Annotated in this window: 11 protein-coding genes; 8 read left to right on the top strand and 3 right to left on the bottom strand. The window is 73.0% G+C overall.

Annotation, left to right across the window (positions count from 1 at the left end; genetic code table 11):
- Positions 1-20 precede the first annotated feature (20 nt).
- The gene (gene glgP, locus MJ876_RS17820) at positions 21-2,627 is read right to left on the bottom strand and encodes an alpha-glucan family phosphorylase (protein ID WP_240238456.1); all 2,607 of its coding nucleotides are present in this window, start codon (positions 2,625-2,627) and stop codon (positions 21-23) included.
- 115 nt (positions 2,628-2,742) lie between these two features.
- Here glgP and MJ876_RS17815 point away from each other — a divergent pair, with 115 nt between their 5' ends.
- The 8 genes from MJ876_RS17815 (at position 2,743) to MJ876_RS17780 (ending at position 16,310) form a co-directional block, all read left to right on the top strand.
- Positions 2,743-6,309 (top strand): M36 family metallopeptidase, encoded by a 3,567-nt coding sequence (locus MJ876_RS17815; protein ID WP_240238454.1) that lies wholly within the window; start codon positions 2,743-2,745, stop codon positions 6,307-6,309.
- 122 nt (positions 6,310-6,431) lie between these two features.
- On the top strand, positions 6,432-6,686 hold the full coding sequence (locus tag MJ876_RS17810) for a hypothetical protein (protein ID WP_240238452.1): 255 nt from the start codon (positions 6,432-6,434) through the stop codon (positions 6,684-6,686).
- Entirely contained in the window at positions 6,664-7,497 is an 834-nt protein-coding gene (locus MJ876_RS17805; RefSeq protein ID WP_240238451.1) for an N-acetylmuramoyl-L-alanine amidase, read from the top strand. Before MJ876_RS17810 ends, MJ876_RS17805 begins: the two co-directional genes overlap by 23 nt.
- 149 nt (positions 7,498-7,646) lie before the next feature.
- Positions 7,647-9,626, top strand: coding sequence for an alpha-1,4-glucan--maltose-1-phosphate maltosyltransferase (locus MJ876_RS17800; RefSeq protein ID WP_240238450.1), 1,980 nt, complete (start codon positions 7,647-7,649; stop codon positions 9,624-9,626).
- Positions 9,623-11,404 (top strand): maltose alpha-D-glucosyltransferase, encoded by a 1,782-nt coding sequence (treS, locus tag MJ876_RS17795; RefSeq protein ID WP_308192621.1) that lies wholly within the window; start codon positions 9,623-9,625, stop codon positions 11,402-11,404. Before MJ876_RS17800 ends, treS begins: the two co-directional genes overlap by 4 nt.
- Positions 11,401-12,825 (top strand): hypothetical protein, encoded by a 1,425-nt coding sequence (locus tag MJ876_RS17790; protein ID WP_240238449.1) that lies wholly within the window; start codon positions 11,401-11,403, stop codon positions 12,823-12,825. The genes treS and MJ876_RS17790 overlap by 4 nt, the downstream gene beginning before the upstream one ends.
- Positions 12,822-15,095, top strand: a complete 2,274-nt coding sequence (glgB, locus tag MJ876_RS17785) for a 1,4-alpha-glucan branching protein GlgB (RefSeq protein ID WP_240238448.1) — start codon at positions 12,822-12,824, stop codon at positions 15,093-15,095. Before MJ876_RS17790 ends, glgB begins: the two co-directional genes overlap by 4 nt.
- A gap of 276 nt (positions 15,096-15,371) precedes the next feature.
- On the top strand, positions 15,372-16,310 hold the full coding sequence (locus MJ876_RS17780; protein WP_240238447.1) for a type IV toxin-antitoxin system AbiEi family antitoxin domain-containing protein: 939 nt from the start codon (positions 15,372-15,374) through the stop codon (positions 16,308-16,310).
- A gap of 161 nt (positions 16,311-16,471) precedes the next feature.
- On the opposite strand, the gene MJ876_RS17775 is transcribed toward MJ876_RS17780, so the two are convergent.
- Positions 16,472-17,209 (bottom strand): NUDIX hydrolase, encoded by a 738-nt coding sequence (locus MJ876_RS17775; RefSeq protein ID WP_240238446.1) that lies wholly within the window; start codon positions 17,207-17,209, stop codon positions 16,472-16,474.
- A gap of 11 nt (positions 17,210-17,220) precedes the next feature.
- Positions 17,221-18,085: co-chaperone YbbN (locus tag MJ876_RS17770; RefSeq protein ID WP_240238444.1), on the bottom strand; the 865-nt coding region annotated here is incomplete at its 5' end.

The following is an 18,085-nucleotide window of genomic DNA, read 5'->3' as shown; positions in this document are numbered from 1 at the left end:
TCACGCGCGCCGCGCGGGCGTCAGGCCGGCAGCGCGACGAGCCCCAGCTCGGACGGGCCGGCGAGGTGCGGGTGGGTCGGGAGCACGCGGACGGTGTAGCCGAAGGGGCCGGTGCGGTCGAGGGTGACGGTGCCCTCGAAGCGGTGGCGTCCGCCCTCGTACGACTCGGCGAGGGTGAGCGGCGCGGAGACGGCGCCGGTGAGCTCGTCGGTCGACGAGATGCCGCCGTGGACGAGCTGGACGACCACGTCGGACGGCGCGAGGGAGCCGAGGGCGACGAAGGCCCGCACCGAGAGGGTCGAGCCGATCTCGGGGGCGTCGGGCAGGTCGGTGGCCTCGACGTGCTCCACGGCGACCGACGACCACGACGAGCCGACCCTGCCCTTCCACGCGGCGAGCTCGTTGGCGCCGGTGAAGTCGCCGTCCAGCAGGCGGGCGGTGAGCGCGGCGGGGGCGTAGAGCTGCTCCACGTAGTCGCGCACCATGCGGGTCGCGAGGACCTTCGGGCCGAGGGAGCGCAGCGTGTGGCGGACCATCGCCAGCCAGCGGTCGGGGACCCCGTCGCGGCCGACGTCGTAGAACCGCGGCGCGACGTGGTTCTCGATGAGGTCGTACAGCGCGGTGGCCTCGACGTCGTCGCGGTGGCCGTTGTCGAGCTCCGGGCCGGTGTCGGGGCCCTCGGCGGACGGGATCGCCCAGCCGTTCTGGCCGTCGTACCACTCGTCCCACCAGCCGTCGAGGATCGACAGGTTCAGTCCGCCGTTCAGCGCGGCCTTCATGCCGGAGGTGCCGCAGGCCTCGTACGGGCGCAGGGGGTTGTTCAGCCACACGTCGCACCCGGGGTAGAGCGGCTGCGCCATCGCGATGTCGTAGTTGGGCAGGAAGACGATGCGGTGGCGGACCTCCGGGTCGTCGGCGAAGCGCACCATCTGCTGGATCAGCGACTTGCCGCCGTCGTCCGCGGGGTGCGACTTGCCGGCGATGACCAGCTGGATCGGTCGCTCCGGGTGCAGCAGCAGGCGCTTGAGGCGCTCGGGGTCGCGGAGCATCAGCGTCAGCCGCTTGTACGACGGCACGCGGCGCGCGAACCCGATCGTCAGGACGTCGGGGCTGAGGGCCTCGTCGACCCAGCCGAGCTCGGCGGGCGCGGCGCCCCGCTCGAGCCAGGAGTCGCGCAGGCGCCGGCGGGCGTCGTGCACGAGCCGCTGGCGCAGCACCCGCTTCGTGCTCCACAGGTCGGTCGCGGGGATCTGGTCGACGACGTCGAAGACCGACTCGTCGTCGGCGTCGCCGCCCGCCTTGGCGGCCAGCTCGAAGACCTCGCGGGCCACCCAGGTGGGCGCGTGGACGCCGTTGGTGATGGAGCCGATGGGCACGTCGTTCTCGTCGAAGCCCGGCCACAGCCCGTTGAACATGCCGCGGGAGACCTCACCGTGCAGCAGCGAGACGCCGTTGGCGCGCTGGGCGAGGCGGAAGCCCATGACGGCCATGTTGAACACCCCGGGGTCGCCGCCCGGGTAGTCCTCCGCGCCGAGCGCGAGCACCCAGTCGACGGGGAGGCCGGGCACGGGGCCGTCGGAGCCGTCGCGGCCGGCCCCGAAGTACTGGCGCATCAGCTCGACCGGGAAGCGGTCGATGCCCGCCGGGACCGGGGTGTGGGTGGTGAAGACGGTGCCGGCGCGCGACAGCTCGCGGGCCGCGTCCAGCGACAGGCCCGGGGACCCCTCGGCGACGGACAGCAGCCGGATCCGCTCCAGGCCGAGGAAGCCGGCGTGGCCCTCGTTGGTGTGGAAGACCTCGGGGTAGGGCGAGCCGGTGATCTCGCTGTGGACGCCGAGCGCACGGGTCCCGCCGACGCCGAGGAGCAGCTCCTGGAGCAGGCGGTGCTCGCCGGCGCCGCCGTACAGCCGGTCGGTGACCTCGCGCAGGTGGCCCTCGTTGGCCTCGATGTCGGAGTCGAGCAGCAGCAGCGGCACCCGGCCGACCTGGGCGACCCAGACGCGGGCGTGCAGCGTGCCGCCGGGGACGCCGATGCTGACCGTCGCGGGCGAGCCGTCGGCGTAGCGCAGCAGCGTGATGGGCAGGCCGTCGGGGTCGGCGACCGGGTAGGTCTCCTGCTGCCAGCCGTCCCGCGACAGGGACTGGCGGAAGTAGCCGTGCTTGTAGAGCAGGCCGACGCCGGTGATCGGGACGCCGAGGTCCGAGGCGGTCTTGAGGTGGTCGCCGGCGAGGATGCCGAGGCCGCCGGAGTACTGCGGCAGCACCGAGGTGATGCCGAACTCCGGGGAGAAGTAGCCGATGCCGCGCGGGCTCTCGCCGGCGGCGGGCTCGCTGCGCTGGTACCAGCGGTCCCCGGTCAGGTACTGCTCCAGGTCGGCGACCGCCAGCTCGAGCATCCGCGTGAACCGCTTGTCGCGGGCGAGCTCGGCGAGGCGGTCGCGCGAGACGGCGCCGAGCAGGCGCACCGGGTCGTGCCCGCTGGTCTCCCACAGCTCCGGGTCGACGGCGGCGAAGACGTCCTGCGTCTCGGGGTGCCAGGACCACCGGAGGTTGCGGGCGAGGACGTCCAGACCTCCCAGCGACTCGGGCAGCAGGGGGCGGACGGTGAACCGACGGATAGCGCGCACCGGCGAACGCTAACGCCCTTCTTGGATCGATCCAAGACCGGAGCGGCCCTAGTTCGCCGGCAACCGCGCCCGATCGGGCCGTAACCACGTGGCCCAGACCACGTTGGGAGGGGTCATGACCACCCGTCACCCCCGCCGATCCCGCCTCGGGGTCCTCGGCCTCGGCCTCGGGCTCGCCCTCGCGATCCCCGGCCTCGCCCCCCTGCCGGCCGTCTCCGGCCTCACCACGACCGCCACCGCGGTCCCCACCGCCGACGACGTCACCACCCTCGGCGACTCCCCCCTCGGCCTGGCCGACGTCGACCTCCGCGGCTCCGTCGCGGCGGAAGCCGACCAGCTCGCCGCCGCCCGGCGCGACGGGTTCCGGGTCTCCTGGAACACCTTCGGCACGGCCGGCTCGGTCAACCCCTCCCGCGGCGCCGACCTCGGTGCCGCCCCGGGCGGCGCCGTCGAGGGCGCGTCCTCGTGGCTCATGGACCACCGCGACGTGCTCGGCGTCAGCGAGGAGGTCGTCGAGTCCCTCGAGCTGGTGCGTGCCCAGCGCCTGCAGCAGTCGAGCGGGAAGGCGGTGCTCTTCCGCCAGACGTTCGGCTCGCAGGGCCTCGGGTCCGCCCGCGGCGGCCAGGTCACCGTCGGCGTGAACGGCGGACGGGTCCACTACGTGTCGTCCTCGCTCGTCAAGGCCACGCCCGGCGCCCTCACGGAGGCCGCCGACCTCAGCCCCGTGCAGGGCTGGCTGGCCGCGGCCGAGGAGATCGGCCTGCCCGCCTCCGCGGGCGACGTGGCCGCCGAGGCCACCGACGACCTCGACGGGGCCCTCGGCGCCGTCCGGCCGTGGACGCGGCTGACCGTCGACGGGTTCGCCCAGGAGCAGCAGGCGCGGCCGACGGCCCTCGCCCTCGCCGACGGCGAGGTCCGCCCGGTCGTCGAGGCGAACGTCGTCGACGCCCAGCCCCGCAACGGCGAGGCCGCCCTGGCCTACACCAGCCTCGTGGACGCGGTGACCGGCGAGGTCCTCTACCGCGAGAACCAGGTCGAGCACTTCGAGCCCGGCAGCGCGGCCCCGACCGCCGTCCCGGCGGCCGCCGCACCGGCGGCTCCGCTGGCGACCACCACCCAGACGATCCCGTTCTCGGGCGCGATCACGCCCACGGCCTGCGACGACCCCGTCACGGTGCCGCTGGACGACGACGCCACCCGCACCATCGTCGTCGGCGTGACCGCCGCGGTGCCCACCAACGACGTCACCGTCAAGCTGTTCGACCCGGACGGCGAGCTGCTGGCCAGCCAGGACCTCCTGGCGTCGCCGGAGGCGCTGACCTACACCCCGGACGCGGCCATCCCGGCGGGTGACTACGCCGTGCAGGTGTGCCCCTTCACCGCGGAGACCGTGATGGAGCCGGGCGACTACGCGGGCGTCGTCCAGACCAGCGACGAGTCCCTGCCCGGCGGCGGGGGCGGCTCGACGTCCTCCCAGCTGCCGCGCTACCGCTACTTCCCGACGAACCCCACGCTCGACTTCTCGGCGGACACCACCCCGACGAACGACGCGATCGCCTGCTACGGCGGACGACGGGGCCTGGGCTCGCAGCCGAAGGGCTGCACGCTGTCGAGCGGACCGGTCGACCAGCCGTTCGGCGCTCCGTGGGACGTCATCCCGGGCGCGAACCTGCCGAGCTTCACCTCGCTCGGCAACAACGCCAACACCGCCGAGGCCTGGGTCAGCCCGCTGACCCCGGGCGGGCTGATGCAGCGGCCGTTCTCGCCGGAGCGGCGCTACACCACGCCGCGCTTCACCGACGCGTGGAACAACTCGCGCTGCAACCCGACCCAGCTGGTGCCGGGCGGCAACGACGTCGTCTACGCGACGACCAACCTGAACGCCCAGCACAACCGGATGCACGACTTCAGCTACGGCCTCGGCTTCACCGAGCAGAACTACAACATGCAGCTGAGCAACCTGGGCAAGAACCCCGACCCGTCCCGCGAGCGGGACCCCGAGGTGGGCAACGTCCAGGCCGGCGCCATCACCGGCGCCCCGGCCGCGACGGGTCTGGGCCGCAACAACGCCAACCAGATCACCCTGCAGGACGGCATCCCGGGCATCACCAACCAGTACCTGTTCCAGCCGCTGGCCGGGGCCTTCTACGCACCGTGCGCCGACGGCGCGCTGGACTTCAGCGTCGCGGGCCACGAGTACACCCACGCGATCAGCAACCGCATGATCGCCGGGCCGGACGAGGGCCTGACGTCCGACCAGGGCGGCGCCATGGGTGAGTCCTGGAGCGACCTCGTCGCCGCGGAGTACGTCTTCAGCCACGGCTACGACCAGGGCGTCCACCCGTTCATCACCGGCGCCTACGTGACCGGGAACCTGGAGTCGGGCATCCGCAACTTCGCCCACAACCAGAACCCGCTGAACTACTCGAACGTCGGCTACGACACGCTCGGTCCCCAGGTCCACGCCGACGGCGAGATCTGGAGCGGCACGATGTGGGACGTCCGCCAGGCGCTCGTCGACAAGTGGGAGCGCGACTACCCCTACCGCGACACGAAGCGTCAGCTCAGCTGCGCCCAGGGCCGCGCCGCCGCCTCGCCGCTGCGTCCGCAGGTCTGCGCCGGCAACCGTCGCTGGATCCAGCTGATGTTCGACTCGTTCCTGCTGCAGGCCAGCGGCGCGGTGAGCATGCTCGACATGCGCGACGCCTTCCTCGCCGCCGACCGCGTGCGCTTCAACGGTCAGAACCAGAAGGTCATCTGGGACGCGTTCGCCCGCCGCGGCATGGGCGAGGACGCCCGTTCCCAGGGTGGCGACGACACCCAGACGGTCGGCGGGTTCGCGTCGCCGCGCTCCGACAACGCCCGGATCACGTTCGACACCGCCGGTGCCGGCAACGTGTACGTCGGTCGGTTCGAGGCGCGGTCCCGCCCGGTCGCCGACACCCGTCGCGGCACCGAGCTGGGCGACACCGCGTCGTTCACGCCCGGCACCTACGAGATGCTCTACGTCTCCCCCACCCGGGGCGCGAAGCGCTTCTCCATGACGGTGGGGGCCGGTGAGCGTCGTACGGTGACCGTCGCCGCGCCGGAGAACCTCTCCGCCGCCGCGAACGGCGCCCGGGTGCTCTCCACCACGGCCGGGTCCCTCAACACCGAGGACCTGATCGACGGGACCGAGGCCACCAACTGGGCCGGTCGCAGCACCGGTGCGGACGTGTCGGTGGACCAGGGCACGCGCCCGTCGGTCACGGTGGACCTCGCGGGCGGCGTCCGCACGGTGCGCCGGGTCCAGGTCAGCGCCATGCTGCGGCCCGCGCTCGCCGAGGGCGAGGACGACACGGACGCCGGGTCGCGCTTCACCTCGCTGCGCCGCTTCGCGCTCGAGGCGTGCGTGTCGCAGTGCGGGAGCCCGGACGCGACGTTCCGTCGCTTCTACACCGCGCCCGCCGACGCCTTCCCCGCCGTCGCCCCGCGCCCGACCGTCGGCAAGCAGCAGCTGCGGTCGTTCACGGTGCCGGCCACGAAGGCGGCCGCGCTGCGGTTCGTCGCCCTGGAGAACCAGTGCACCGGCTTCGCCGGCTACGCCGGGGAGCAGGACGACGACCCGACCAACGACACGGACTGCCGCACGGCGACCGACCGTGACGAGTCTGTGCGCGCCGCGGAGCTCCAGGTCTACTGACCCACCGCTCCGCCTCTCGGCGCCGAGGGCCCGACCGCACCTGCAGCGGCCGGGCCCTCGGTCCGTCCACGCAAGGGTTCTCCCCGTTTCGCCCCGCCGGCGGGCCCTGGTGACCTGGGACCATGACACCCCCGATCGACACTCCCCCGACCGACGGGCGCGGCCTGCGGACGGGACGCCGCGGCGTGCTCAAGGGGCTCGGCGCCCTGGCGGTCGCGCCGGCCGCGCTGACGGTGCTGGGCGACCACCCCGCACACGCCGCCGACCCCGACCCGCGCGTCGACGCGCGCGGCTACGAGGAGGTCTCGACGCCGTCCTGCCTCGCCGACCTCATCGAGATGGGGGTGGTGGGCCGTGGCGATCTCGTGGCTGGCTGACGTCCTGCGCGGCGCCGGCGTCGAGGTGGTCGAGGAGGGCGACTGGCTCGCGCGCAGCGCCGGGTCGTCGTTCTCCCCCGTCGGCGTGCTGTGGCACCACACCGCCGCACCGAGCAGCGCCTCGAACCCGCACCCGGCGCTGAACATCTGCATCAACGGCCGCTCCGACCTGCCCGGGCCGCTGTGCCACGCCCTCGTCGACTACCACGGCGTCTTCCACGTCATCAGCGCGAACCGCGCCAACCACGCCGGGCGCAGCGGGGGCTCGGGGCCGATCCCCGCCGGTGACGGGAACACCCTGATGATCGGCTGGGAGATCGACTACGCGGGCGACGGCGGGGGCGGCGTCCAGCAGCGGATGACGCAGGCGCAGTACGACGCCTCGATCGTCGCCACCGCCGCCGTGCTCGACCGCCTCGGCCGCGACTCGTCGTACGCGCGGGGGCACCGCGAGACCTCGACGACCGGGAAGATCGACCCGTCGTACATCGACCTGGGCTCGATGCGTGCGGACGTCGCCGCCGCGCAGGGCGGCACCCCGACCGACCCGCCGTCCGAGGGCACGCAGCTGCGGGCGACCGTGGGCAACCTGAACGTGCGCACCCAGCCCACGACCTCCGCGGCGGTCGTGGCGAGCCTCGCGAACGGCACCGTGATGACCGTGCAGTGCCAGGCGGTCGGGGAGGCGGTGACCATCGGCGGCAACACCTCGCGCAACTGGGCGAAGATCACCGCCCCGGCCTCCGGCTACGTCACCTGCCACTACGTCGAGACGGGCCCCAACCTGCGCGTCTCGGCCTGCCCGGTCTGACCCCTCGCCTCACCGCACGGCGGTCGAGCAGCACGCGAGCCCGTCCCAGGTGGTCGAGCAGCACCGCGGGGCCGGTCCGGCCGCCGTCCCGGGGGCTGGCGTGGACGAGCGGTTGCAGGTGGGGGTAGGCGCCTGACTAGGGTCGAGTCATGGTCGGACGCATCCCCGTCATGGACGTCTCGCCGGTGGTCGACCTCGGGCGTCTGCCCGCCAAGGCGACCGTCGGTGAGCCCTTCCCCGTCAGCGCCACGGTCTTCCGCGAGGGCCACGACCGCTTCGGCGCCGAGGTCGTGCTCATCGACCCGCGCGGCACGCGGCGCCCGCCGGTGCGGATGGTCGAGGACGCCGACGTGCCCAACCGCTACAGCGCCTGGGTGACCCCGGACGCCGAGGGCGCCTGGGGCTTCGAGGTCGTCGCCTGGTCCGACCCCCTGGCGACCTGGGAGCACGCCGCCGGGCTGAAGATCCCCGCCGGCGTCGACGTCGAGCTCATGTTCACCGAGGGCCGCCTGCTGCTGGAGCGTGTGGCCGCCGACCTCGGCGCCACCGGCGGCACCGCCGAGGAGCAGGCGCGGGTCGCCGCGGGCATCGAGGCGTGCACCGACACCGCCCGGCCCGTCGAGGCCCGCCTCGCCGCCCTGCAGGACCCCGCCCTGGTGCAGGTGATGCTCGACCACCCGCTCCGCGAGCTGGTCACCACCGCCGGGCCCTACCGGGCGTACGCCGACCGCGAGCGCGCCCTGTACGGCTCCTGGTACGAGTTCTTCCCCCGCTCCGAGGGCGCGTACGTCGACGAGGCGACCGGGAAGGTCGTCTCCGGCACCTTCCGCACGGCCGTCGCCGGCCTGGAGCGGGCGAGGGCGATGAACTTCGACGTCGTCTACCTGCCCCCGATCCACCCGATCGGCGAGGTCAACCGCAAGGGCCCGAACAACACCCTCACCCCCGGTCCCGACGACCCGGGCAGCCCGTGGGCGATCGGCAGCAAGGACGGCGGCCACGACGCCATCCACCCCGACCTCGGCGACGAGGAGGACTTCGAGGCCTTCGTCGCCCGCGCGACCGAGCTCGGCCTCGAGGTCGCCCTCGACCTGGCGCTGCAGGCGGCGCCCGACCACCCCTGGGTGACCGCCCACCCGGAGTGGTTCACCACCCGTGCCGACGGCACGATCGCGTACGCCGAGAACCCGCCGAAGAAGTACCAGGACATCTACCCGATCAACTTCGACAACGACCCGACCGGCATCTGCCGCGAGGTGCTGCGGATCGTGCGGCTCTGGATGAGCCGCGGCGTCCGCATCTTCCGCGTCGACAACCCGCACACCAAGCCCGTCGCGTTCTGGGAGTGGCTGCTCGCCGAGGTCCGGCGCACCGACCCGGACGTCATCTTCCTGGCCGAGGCCTTCACGAAGCCCGCGATGATGCGCGGGCTGGGGTCGATCGGCTACCAGCAGTCGTACACGTACTTCACGTGGCGCACCGCGAAGTGGGAGATCGAGGCCTACCTGCGCGAGCTGTCGACCGAGACCGACCACGTCATGCGGCCGAACTTCTTCGTCAACACCCCCGACATCCTCCACGCCTTCCTGCAGTACGGCGGTCCGCCGGCGTTCAAGATCCGCGCGGTCCTGGCGGCCATGACGTCCCCGTCGTGGGGCGTGTACGCCGGCTACGAGCTCTTCGAGCACGTGGCGGTGAAGCCGGGCAGCGAGGAGTACCTGGACACCGAGAAGTTCCAGGTCCGTGTCCGCGACTGGGACGCCGCCGAGGCCGAGGGCCGCACCCTGGCGCCGTACATCGCGCGGCTCAACGACATCCGCCGGCGCCACCCCGCGCTGCGGCTGCTGCGCAACCTCCGCCTCCACCACGCGGACGACGACCACACGCTGGTGTTCTCCAAGGCGCACGGGGACGACCAGGTCATCGTGGTGCTCAACCTCGACCCCCACGCCACCCGCGAGACGACCGTCCACCTCGACATGCCTGCGCTGGGCATGGACTGGCACGACGGCTTCACCGTCACCGACGAGCTGTCCGGCGAGAGCTACGGCTGGGGCGAGCGCAACTACGTCCGGCTCGACCCCCACCACGAGCCCGCGCACGTGCTCGTCGTCAGGAGGCACGCGTGAGCGACGACCTGACCTTCGACGGCGACCCCGCCCTCGAGTCCGACCCGGCGGCCGGCACGACCGCGGCCGACAACGCCGAGTACGCCGCCGGGGACACCCCCGACTGGTTCAAGACCGCGGTGTTCTACGAGGTGCTCGTCCGGTCGTTCCGCGACTCCAACGGCGACGGCACCGGCGACTTCAAGGGCCTCATCGAGAAGCTGGACTACCTCCAGTGGCTCGGCGTGGACTGCCTGTGGATCCCGCCGTTCTTCCCCTCACCGCTGCGCGACGGCGGGTACGACGTCGCCGACTACAACGGCGTCCTGCCCGAGGTCGGCACGGTCGAGGACTTCCACCACCTGCTCGACGAGGCGCACGCCCGCGGCATCCGCGTGATCATCGACTTCGTCGCGAACCACACCTCCGACCAGCACATGTGGTTCCAGGAGTCCCGCAAGGACCCCGACGGGCCCTACGGCGACTTCTACGTCTGGTCCGACACCGACGAGCTGTACTCCGAGGCGCGGGTCATCTTCGTCGACACCGAGCCCAGCAACTGGACGTGGGACCCGGTGCGCCAGCAGTACTTCTGGCACCGGTTCTTCCACCACCAGCCGGACCTCAACTTCGACAACCCGACCGTCCACGACGCGATGATCGACGCGATGCGGACCTGGCTCGACATGGGCCTCGACGGGTTCCGCCTCGACGCGGTGCCGTACCTCTACGAGCGCCCGGGCACCAACGGCGAGAACCTGCCGGAGACCCACGAGTTCCTCAAGAAGGTCCGCCGGTTCGTGGACGACGAGTTCCCGGGCCGCGTGCTGCTCTGCGAGGCCAACCAGTGGCCCGGCGACGTGGTGGAGTACTTCGGCGACTACTCCGTCGGCGGCGACGAGTGCCACATGGCGTTCCACTTCCCCGTCATGCCGCGCATCTTCATGGCCGTGCGCCGCGAGTCGCGCTACCCGATCTCGGAGATCCTCGAGCAGACGCCGGCGATCCCCGAGAACTGCCAGTGGGGCATCTTCCTGCGCAACCACGACGAGCTCACCCTCGAGATGGTCAGCGACGAGGACCGCGACTACATGTGGGACGAGTACGCCAAGGACCCCCGCATGAAGGCCAACATCGGCATCCGCCGGCGCCTGGCCCCGCTGCTCGACAACGACATCAACCGCCTCGAGCTGTTCAACGCGCTGCTGCTGTCGCTGCCCGGCTCGCCGGTCCTGTACTACGGCGACGAGATCGGGATGGGCGACAACATCTGGCTGGGTGACCGGGACGGCGTCCGCACCCCGATGCAGTGGACGCCGGACCGGAACGCGGGCTTCTCGTCGGCGACGCCCGGGCGGCTGGACCTGCCGCTGATCCAGGACCCGGTCTTCGGCTACCAGTCCGTCAACGTGGAGGCGCAGCTGGAGAACTCGTCCTCGCTGCTGCACTGGACGCGCCGGATGATCCAGGCCCGTCGCCAGCACGGTGCCTTCGGCCTCGGCGACTTCGTCGACCTCGGCGGCTCCAACCCCTCGGTGCTGTCCTACCTGCGCACCTACGAGGACCCGGCCGAGGGCCAGGACGTCATCCTCTGCGTCAACAACCTGTCCCGCTTCCCGCAGCCGGTCGAGCTGGATCTGCGGCGCTGGCAGGGGTACCGGCCGGTCGAGCTGCTCGGCGGCGTGCCCTTCCCGGTCGTCGGCGAGCTGCCGTACCTGCTCACGCTGTCGGCGTACGGGTTCTACTGGTTCCGGCTGACCGCACCGGAGACCGAGACGACGACGGGAGGCCTGCTGTGAGCGACCCCCTCGGCGGCCCCTTGACCGACGCCCTCGCCGCCTACCTCGTCCGCACCCGCTGGTTCGGCGGCAAGGGCCGCGACTTCACCGTCACCGGCTGGACCCACCTCGGCGTCGTCCCCGCGGACGGCCCGACGGTGCGGGTGCTGCTCGTCGACGTCGCGTACGCCGAGGGCACGGCCACCGACTCGCACGAGACCTACCAGGTGCCGCTCGCCTGCTACGCCGAGGAGCAGGAGCACCTCGAGTACGCCCGCGTCGGCACGTTCACCCCGGACGACGGCCCGCCGGAGCACGCGTACGACGCGCTGCACGACCGCGCGGCGACGTCCGGCTGGCTGACCGCGTTCTCCGACGCGTTCGAGGCGCCCGACAAGGTGATGCAGACCGACGGGCTCACCTTCCACCGGCTGCCGTTCTACACGCTCGACGAGACGGCCACCGGGCTGCTGTTCACCGGCGAGCAGTCGAACTCCTCGGTCGCGTTCGGCGAGGACTCGCTGATGAAGGTGTTCCGGAAGGTCACCACCGGGGTCAACCCCGACATCGCGATCCACGACGTCCTCACCCGCGCGGCCTCGGAGCACGTCGCCGCGCTGTACGGGTGGCTCGAGGCCCGCGACCCCGCCACCGGCGAGCCCCTGCAGCTGGGGATGATCCAGCAGTTCCTGCGCACCGCGACGGACGGCTGGGAGCTCGGGCTGGCCAGCGTCCGCAACCTGTTCGCGGAGGCCGACCTGCACGCCGACGAGGTCGGCGGGGACTTCGCGGGCGAGTCCGCGCGGCTCGGGGTCGCGCTGTCGGAGGTCCACGCGACCCTCGCGGAGCACTTCCCCACGCAGACCGCCGACCGGGCGGCCATGGGCGAGCTGGCCGCGGCGATGACGCGCCGGCTGGAGGAGGCGCTCCCCGTCGTGCCCGAGCTCGAGGCCGACGCCGCCGCGCTCCGCACGCTCTACTCCGACATCGCCACCCTCGACGGCATCCCCGTGCAGCGGGTCCACGGCGACCTGCACCTCGGCCAGACCCTGCGCACCACCAAGGGCTGGAAGATCGTCGACTTCGAGGGCGAGCCCGCCAAGCCGCTGGCCGAGCGGGTCCTGCCCGACTCCCCCTGGCGCGACGTCGCCGGGATGCTGCGCTCCTTCGACTACGTGCCGCGCGTCGTGCAGCACACCATCGACGACGACGAGGGCGAGGGCGCCCCGCAGCGCGCCTACCGCGCCGCCGAGTGGGCCGACCGCAACCGCGAGGCCTTCCTGACCGCGTACGCCGCCCGCGACCTGACCGACGCCGAGCGCGCCCTGCTCACGGCGTACGTCGCCGACAAGGCGGTCTACGAGACCGTGTACGAGACCCGCAACCGGCCGACGTGGGTGTCCATCCCGTTGGCCGCGATCGCTCGGATCGGAGCCCGATGACCCAGCCGCCCACCCCTCCCACCCCCGAGCCGACGCCGTCCGTGCCGACCTCGGGGCCCACGCCGGCGCCGGTCGCGACCGAGCAGCTCGACCAGCTCCTCCACGGCCAGCACGGCGACCCGCACGCGATCCTCGGCCCGCACCCGGCCGCCGACGGGAGCGGCGTGACGGTCCGCGTGATGCGGCCCTTCGCCGAGACGGTGACGGTCCGCCACGGTTCCGCACCCTCCCCCGACGGCTCGCTCGAGACGCCGCTGACGCACGAGCACGGCGGCGTCTGGGTCGGCGTCCTGCCCCTCGCGCAGACGCCGGACTACCGCGTCTCGGTGACCTACCCGGACGGCGCGCACCACGTCACCGACGACCCCTACCGCTTCCTGCCGACCCTCGGCGAGACCGACCTCCACCTCGTCAACGAGGGCCGCCACGAGCAGCTGTGGACCGTCCTCGGCGCCCACGTGCACCGCTACACCGGCGGGCTCGAGGGCGACGTCGTCGGCACCTCGTTCGCCGTCTGGGCGCCCCGCGCCCGCGCCGTGCGGGTCAAGGGCGACTTCAACGGCTGGGACGGCTCGCAGCACCCGATGCGCCAGCTCGGGTCGTCCGGCGTCTGGGAGCTCTTCGTGCCCGACGTGGGCTCGGGCACCCGCTACAAGTACGCCGTCCTCGGCTCCGACGGCGCCTGGACCGACCGTGCCGACCCGCTCGCGGCCTGGGCCGAGACGCCGCCGGACACCGCCAGCCGCGTCTACAAGTCGTCGTACACCTGGAACGACGACGAGTGGATGGCCGCGCGGGCGGCGAGCCAGCCGGTCGCGGAGCCGATGTCGACGTACGAGGTGCACCTCGCGTCGTGGCGTCGCGACCGCAGCTGGGAGCAGCTGGCCGACGAGCTCGTCGGCTACGTGAGCGACCTGGGGTTCACCCACGTCGAGATGATGCCGGTGATGCAGCACCCGTTCGGCGGGTCGTGGGGCTACCACGTGACGTCGTACTTCGCCCCGGACAGCCGGTTCGGCGACCCCGACGGCTTCCGCCTGCTCGTCGACCGGCTGCACCAGGCCGGCATCGGCGTGATCCTCGACTGGGTGCCCGGGCACTTCGCCACCGACCCGTGGGCGCTGGCGCGCTTCGACGGCCAGCCGCTGTACGAGGACCCGAACCCGCAGCGCGGCTGGCACAAGGAGTGGGGCTCCCACATCTTCGACTTCGGTCGCCGGGAGGTCCGCAACTTCCTCTACGCGAACGCCGTCTACTGGTGCGAGGAGTTCCACGCCGACGGCCTGCGCGTCGACGGCGTTGCCTCGATGCTCTACCTCGACTACTCGCGCGCCGAGGGCGAGTGGACGCCGAACCACCTCGGCGGCCGCGAGAACCTCGAGGCCGTGGCGATGCTGCAGGAGATGAACGCGACGGTCTACCGCCGCTGCCCCGGCGTCGTGACCATCGCCGAGGAGTCGACGTCCTGGCCGGGCGTCACGAAGCCCACCGACGCCGGCGGGCTGGGGTTCGGCTTCAAGTGGAACATGGGCTGGATGCACGACTCGCTGGGCTACGTCGCCTACGACCCGGTCTACCGGTCCTACCACCACGGCGAGCTGACCTTCGCCCTCGTCTACGCCTACTCCGAGAACTTCGTCCTGCCGATCAGCCACGACGAGGTCGTCCACGGCAAGGGCTCGCTGCTGCGCAAGATGCCGGGCGACCGGTGGCAGCAGCTGGCGAACCTGCGCGCCTACCTGGCCTACATGTGGGCCCACCCGGGCAAGCAGCTGTTGTTCATGGGCGCCGAGATGGGCCAGGAGTCGGAGTGGGCCGAGTCGCGCGAGCTCGACTGGTGGCTCCTCGACCACCCCGAGCACCGCGGCGTCCACGCCCTGGTCCGCGACCTCAACGCCGTGTACCGCGACAGCCCCGCGCTGTGGGCGGCGGACTCCTCCCACGAGGGCTTCGGCTGGATCGACGCCAACGACGCCGGCCACAACGTCTTCTCCTTCGTGCGCCGCTCCCCCGCGGGCGACCCCGACCTGGTGTGCGCGACGAACTTCGCCGCCGTCCCCCACGAGGGCTACCGCCTGGGGTTCCCGTCGGCCGGCGTGTGGGACGAGGTCCTCAACACCGACGCCGAGGGCTACACCGGCTCCGGGGTCGGCAACCTCGGCTCCGTGGAGGCCACCGACGGCCACGGCGCCGGCGCCTCGGGTCAGCCCGCCCACGCCGACGTCCGCCTGCCCCCGCTGGCCACCGTCTGGTTCCGGCGGCGCGACTGACGAGTCAGGCTCCGGGGTGGGCCGGGCCCGCGGCTCACCACGCTAGGTGGGTGGGTCGCGGCGGCTGCTGGTGGCTCACCACGCTAGGTAGGCGAACACCTGCCTGGCGCGGCGAGCCCACCGCGCTACCCGAGGGCTCGCCCACCTAGCGTGGTGAGCGACGCGCGGCGCCATGGACGAGCCACGATCCGTCCACAGCTGCGAGCGGAGCGTGGTCCTGCACAGGACGTCGCCTCGTAGGCGCGGTCGACCCGTCCGGTGACCGACCCTCGGCGCATGGACGACCTCCGAGTGCTCGCCGACAGCCAGGGCTTCTTCACCCGGGCTGAGGCCCTCGGCCGCGGCTACCGCGACGGCGACCTGACGGCGGCGGTGAGGGACGGGCTGCTCGTGCGCTTCCGCCGCGGCTCCTACGCCTTCACCGACGTGTGGCGGGGCCTGGACGACGTCTCACGCCACCGGGTGCGCTGCCGGGCGGTGCTGCGGTCGCTGGGCCGGGGCTACGCGCTCAGCCACGTGTCAGCCGTCCTCGTCCTGGGCGGGATCGTCTGGGGCCACTGCCTCGACCGCGTCCACGTCACCCGGCTCGACGGCCGGTCTAGCCGGACGGAGGCGGACGTCACCTACCACGCGGGGAAGCTCACGGAGCAGGACGTCGTGGAGGTCGACGGCATGCTCGTCACCCGCCCGGACCGGGCAGCCATCGAGACCGGCACGCTGGCCGACGGGGAGCGGGCCCTCGCGGTCTTCGACTCCGTGACCCACCTCGGGCTGTGCACGCCGGAGGACCTGTTCGCCCGGTTCGAGGTCATGGCCGCGTGGTGCGACACCCGTCGCCTCCACGTCCCGTTGCGGATGGTGGAGCCCGGGGCGGACGGGCCCGGCGAGAGTCGCGGCCGCTGGCTGTTCCGTCAGTTCCGCATCCCGCAACCCGTCGTCCAGCACCCTGTCGTCGACGCCGACGGGGTCGTCATCGGGACCTCTGACTGGTGGTGGGAGGACTACCGGCTGCTCGGCGAGTTCGACGGTCAGTGGAAGTACCGTCGTCTCCTCCGGCCGGGCCAGGATCCCGGTGAGGTCGTCTTCGGCGAGAAGAACCGGGAGGACCGGATGCGTGAGGCCTCCGGGTGCGCGATGGTCCGCCTGGTCTGGGCCGACTACTCCCGGCCGTCGGTGACGGCCCAGCGCGTACGCCGCCTCATGGGGCTGGCCTGACCCGGCGGGCGGATCCTGCCGTGTCAGGTCGTCACACGCTCACCACGCTGGCGCGGTGAGCAGCTGCCTGGCGCGGTGGGCTCGCCGCGCAACCCGAGGGCCCACCCACCTAGCGTGGTGAGCCGCGGCCGGTCCGAGCTGCCGCGAGCCCGGCTGCGGCCTCAGCCGCGCCCGGACTCGGTGTACGACGTGCCGGCGTCGAGGGCCTCGAGCGCGGCGCGGACGCGCCGTGCGGTGAAGTCGGCGCACCGCTCCTCGACCTCGGCGGGGTCGCAGAACGCGACGTCCCTGATCTCGCGCTCCTGGCGCACGACGCGGTCGAGGACGGACGGGTCGTGGACGCCGCCGTCGAAGACCAGGCACAGGGCGTCGTCCCAGCCGCCCCACGGCGGCAGCCAGTCGGTGAGCAGCAGCGAGCGGGCCTCGAGGTCGAGCGCCAGCTCCTCGGCGACCTCACGGACGACGGCGAGCTGGGGCGACTCCCCCACCTCGACGACACCGCCGGGCAGGTCCCAGTCGCGCTTGTAGGTCAGGCGGCACAGCAGGACCCGGCCGCGGTCGTCGCGGACCAGCATCTGCGCGATCGCCCGCTTGCGGGGCAGGAAGCTGTTGAGCAGGGCGCGGAAGCCGTCGGGCTCCCCGACGGAGGCGTCGGAGTCGAGGCGGGCGTAGACGACCTCGTCACCGGCGACGCCCCGTCGCACGCCCTCCTTGCGCAGGCCCGACCAGGTGGCCGTGCGCTGGCCCGCCACGTCGTCGACGCCGACGTGCGCCTCGACCCGGCCGTGGGTCGACAGGGCGTCCTCGACCGTGGCGCGGACGACGTCGGTGCCGGCGTGCGTCCACCGCACGCGGGCCACGCCGTCCGCGACGGTCTCGACCGAGGGGTCGTCCGGCATCGCTGTGTCGCTCAGAACAGGGCCGAGGCGAGGTTCTGGCGGCCGCGCTGCACCCGCGGGTCGGCGTTGCCGACGACCGTGAACAGCTCGACGAGGTGCTCGCGCACACGGTTGCGCTCGCCCTCCCGCGTGCGGCGGACCAGGTCGACGAGGCGGTTGAACGCGTCCTCCACGTGTCCCCCGAGCAGGTCGAGGTCGGCGACGAGGAGCTGGGCGTCGACGTCGTCCGGGGCGGCCGCGGCCGCGGCGCGGGCGGCGTTGAGGTCGGCGGTGCCCGCGCGCTGGAGCAGCTTCGCCCGCGCCAGGCCGGCGGCCGCCTCGGTGTCGGCGGGGTTCGCGTCGACCAGCCTCTGGTACTCCGCGACGGCTCCGTCGGCGTCCCCGCGCTGCAGGGCGTCCTCGGCCGGCACGAAGCGGGGGTCGAGCGGCGGCTCGGCGTCGGGGTCCTCCGCCTCGACCGGGGCCCCGGTCAGCGGGTGGTGGCGCCCGGTCATGCCCTGGCCCGCGAGCTGCTGCATCACCTGGGTCAGCGCCGTCCGCAGCTCCTCCAGCGGGACGACGTCCTGCAGCAGCGGCGCGGGCCGGCCCTCGAGGACGGCGACCACCAGCGGCACGGACGGGATCTGCATCGCCTGCGCGATCTGCGGGACCGCGTCGATGTCGACCAGCCCGGCGAGGAACCGACCGGCGAACTCGTCGGCCAGCAGCGCCACGTCGTCCGCGAGCTGGGCGCTCTCCGGCATCCGCGACGGCGAGTAGAAGACCAGCAGCACCGGCGCCGTCATCGACGCCTCGAGCGTGGTCTGGAAGCTCTGCTCGTCCAGCTGGACGACGTACGCGCCGACCACGCCGCCGCCCGCGCCGGGTGCTCCGCCC

The organism is Nocardioides sp. CFH 31398 (assembly GCF_022436705.1).
GTDB lineage: Bacteria > Actinomycetota > Actinomycetes > Propionibacteriales > Nocardioidaceae > Nocardioides.
This window is presented reverse-complemented; position numbering and strand designations above follow the sequence as displayed.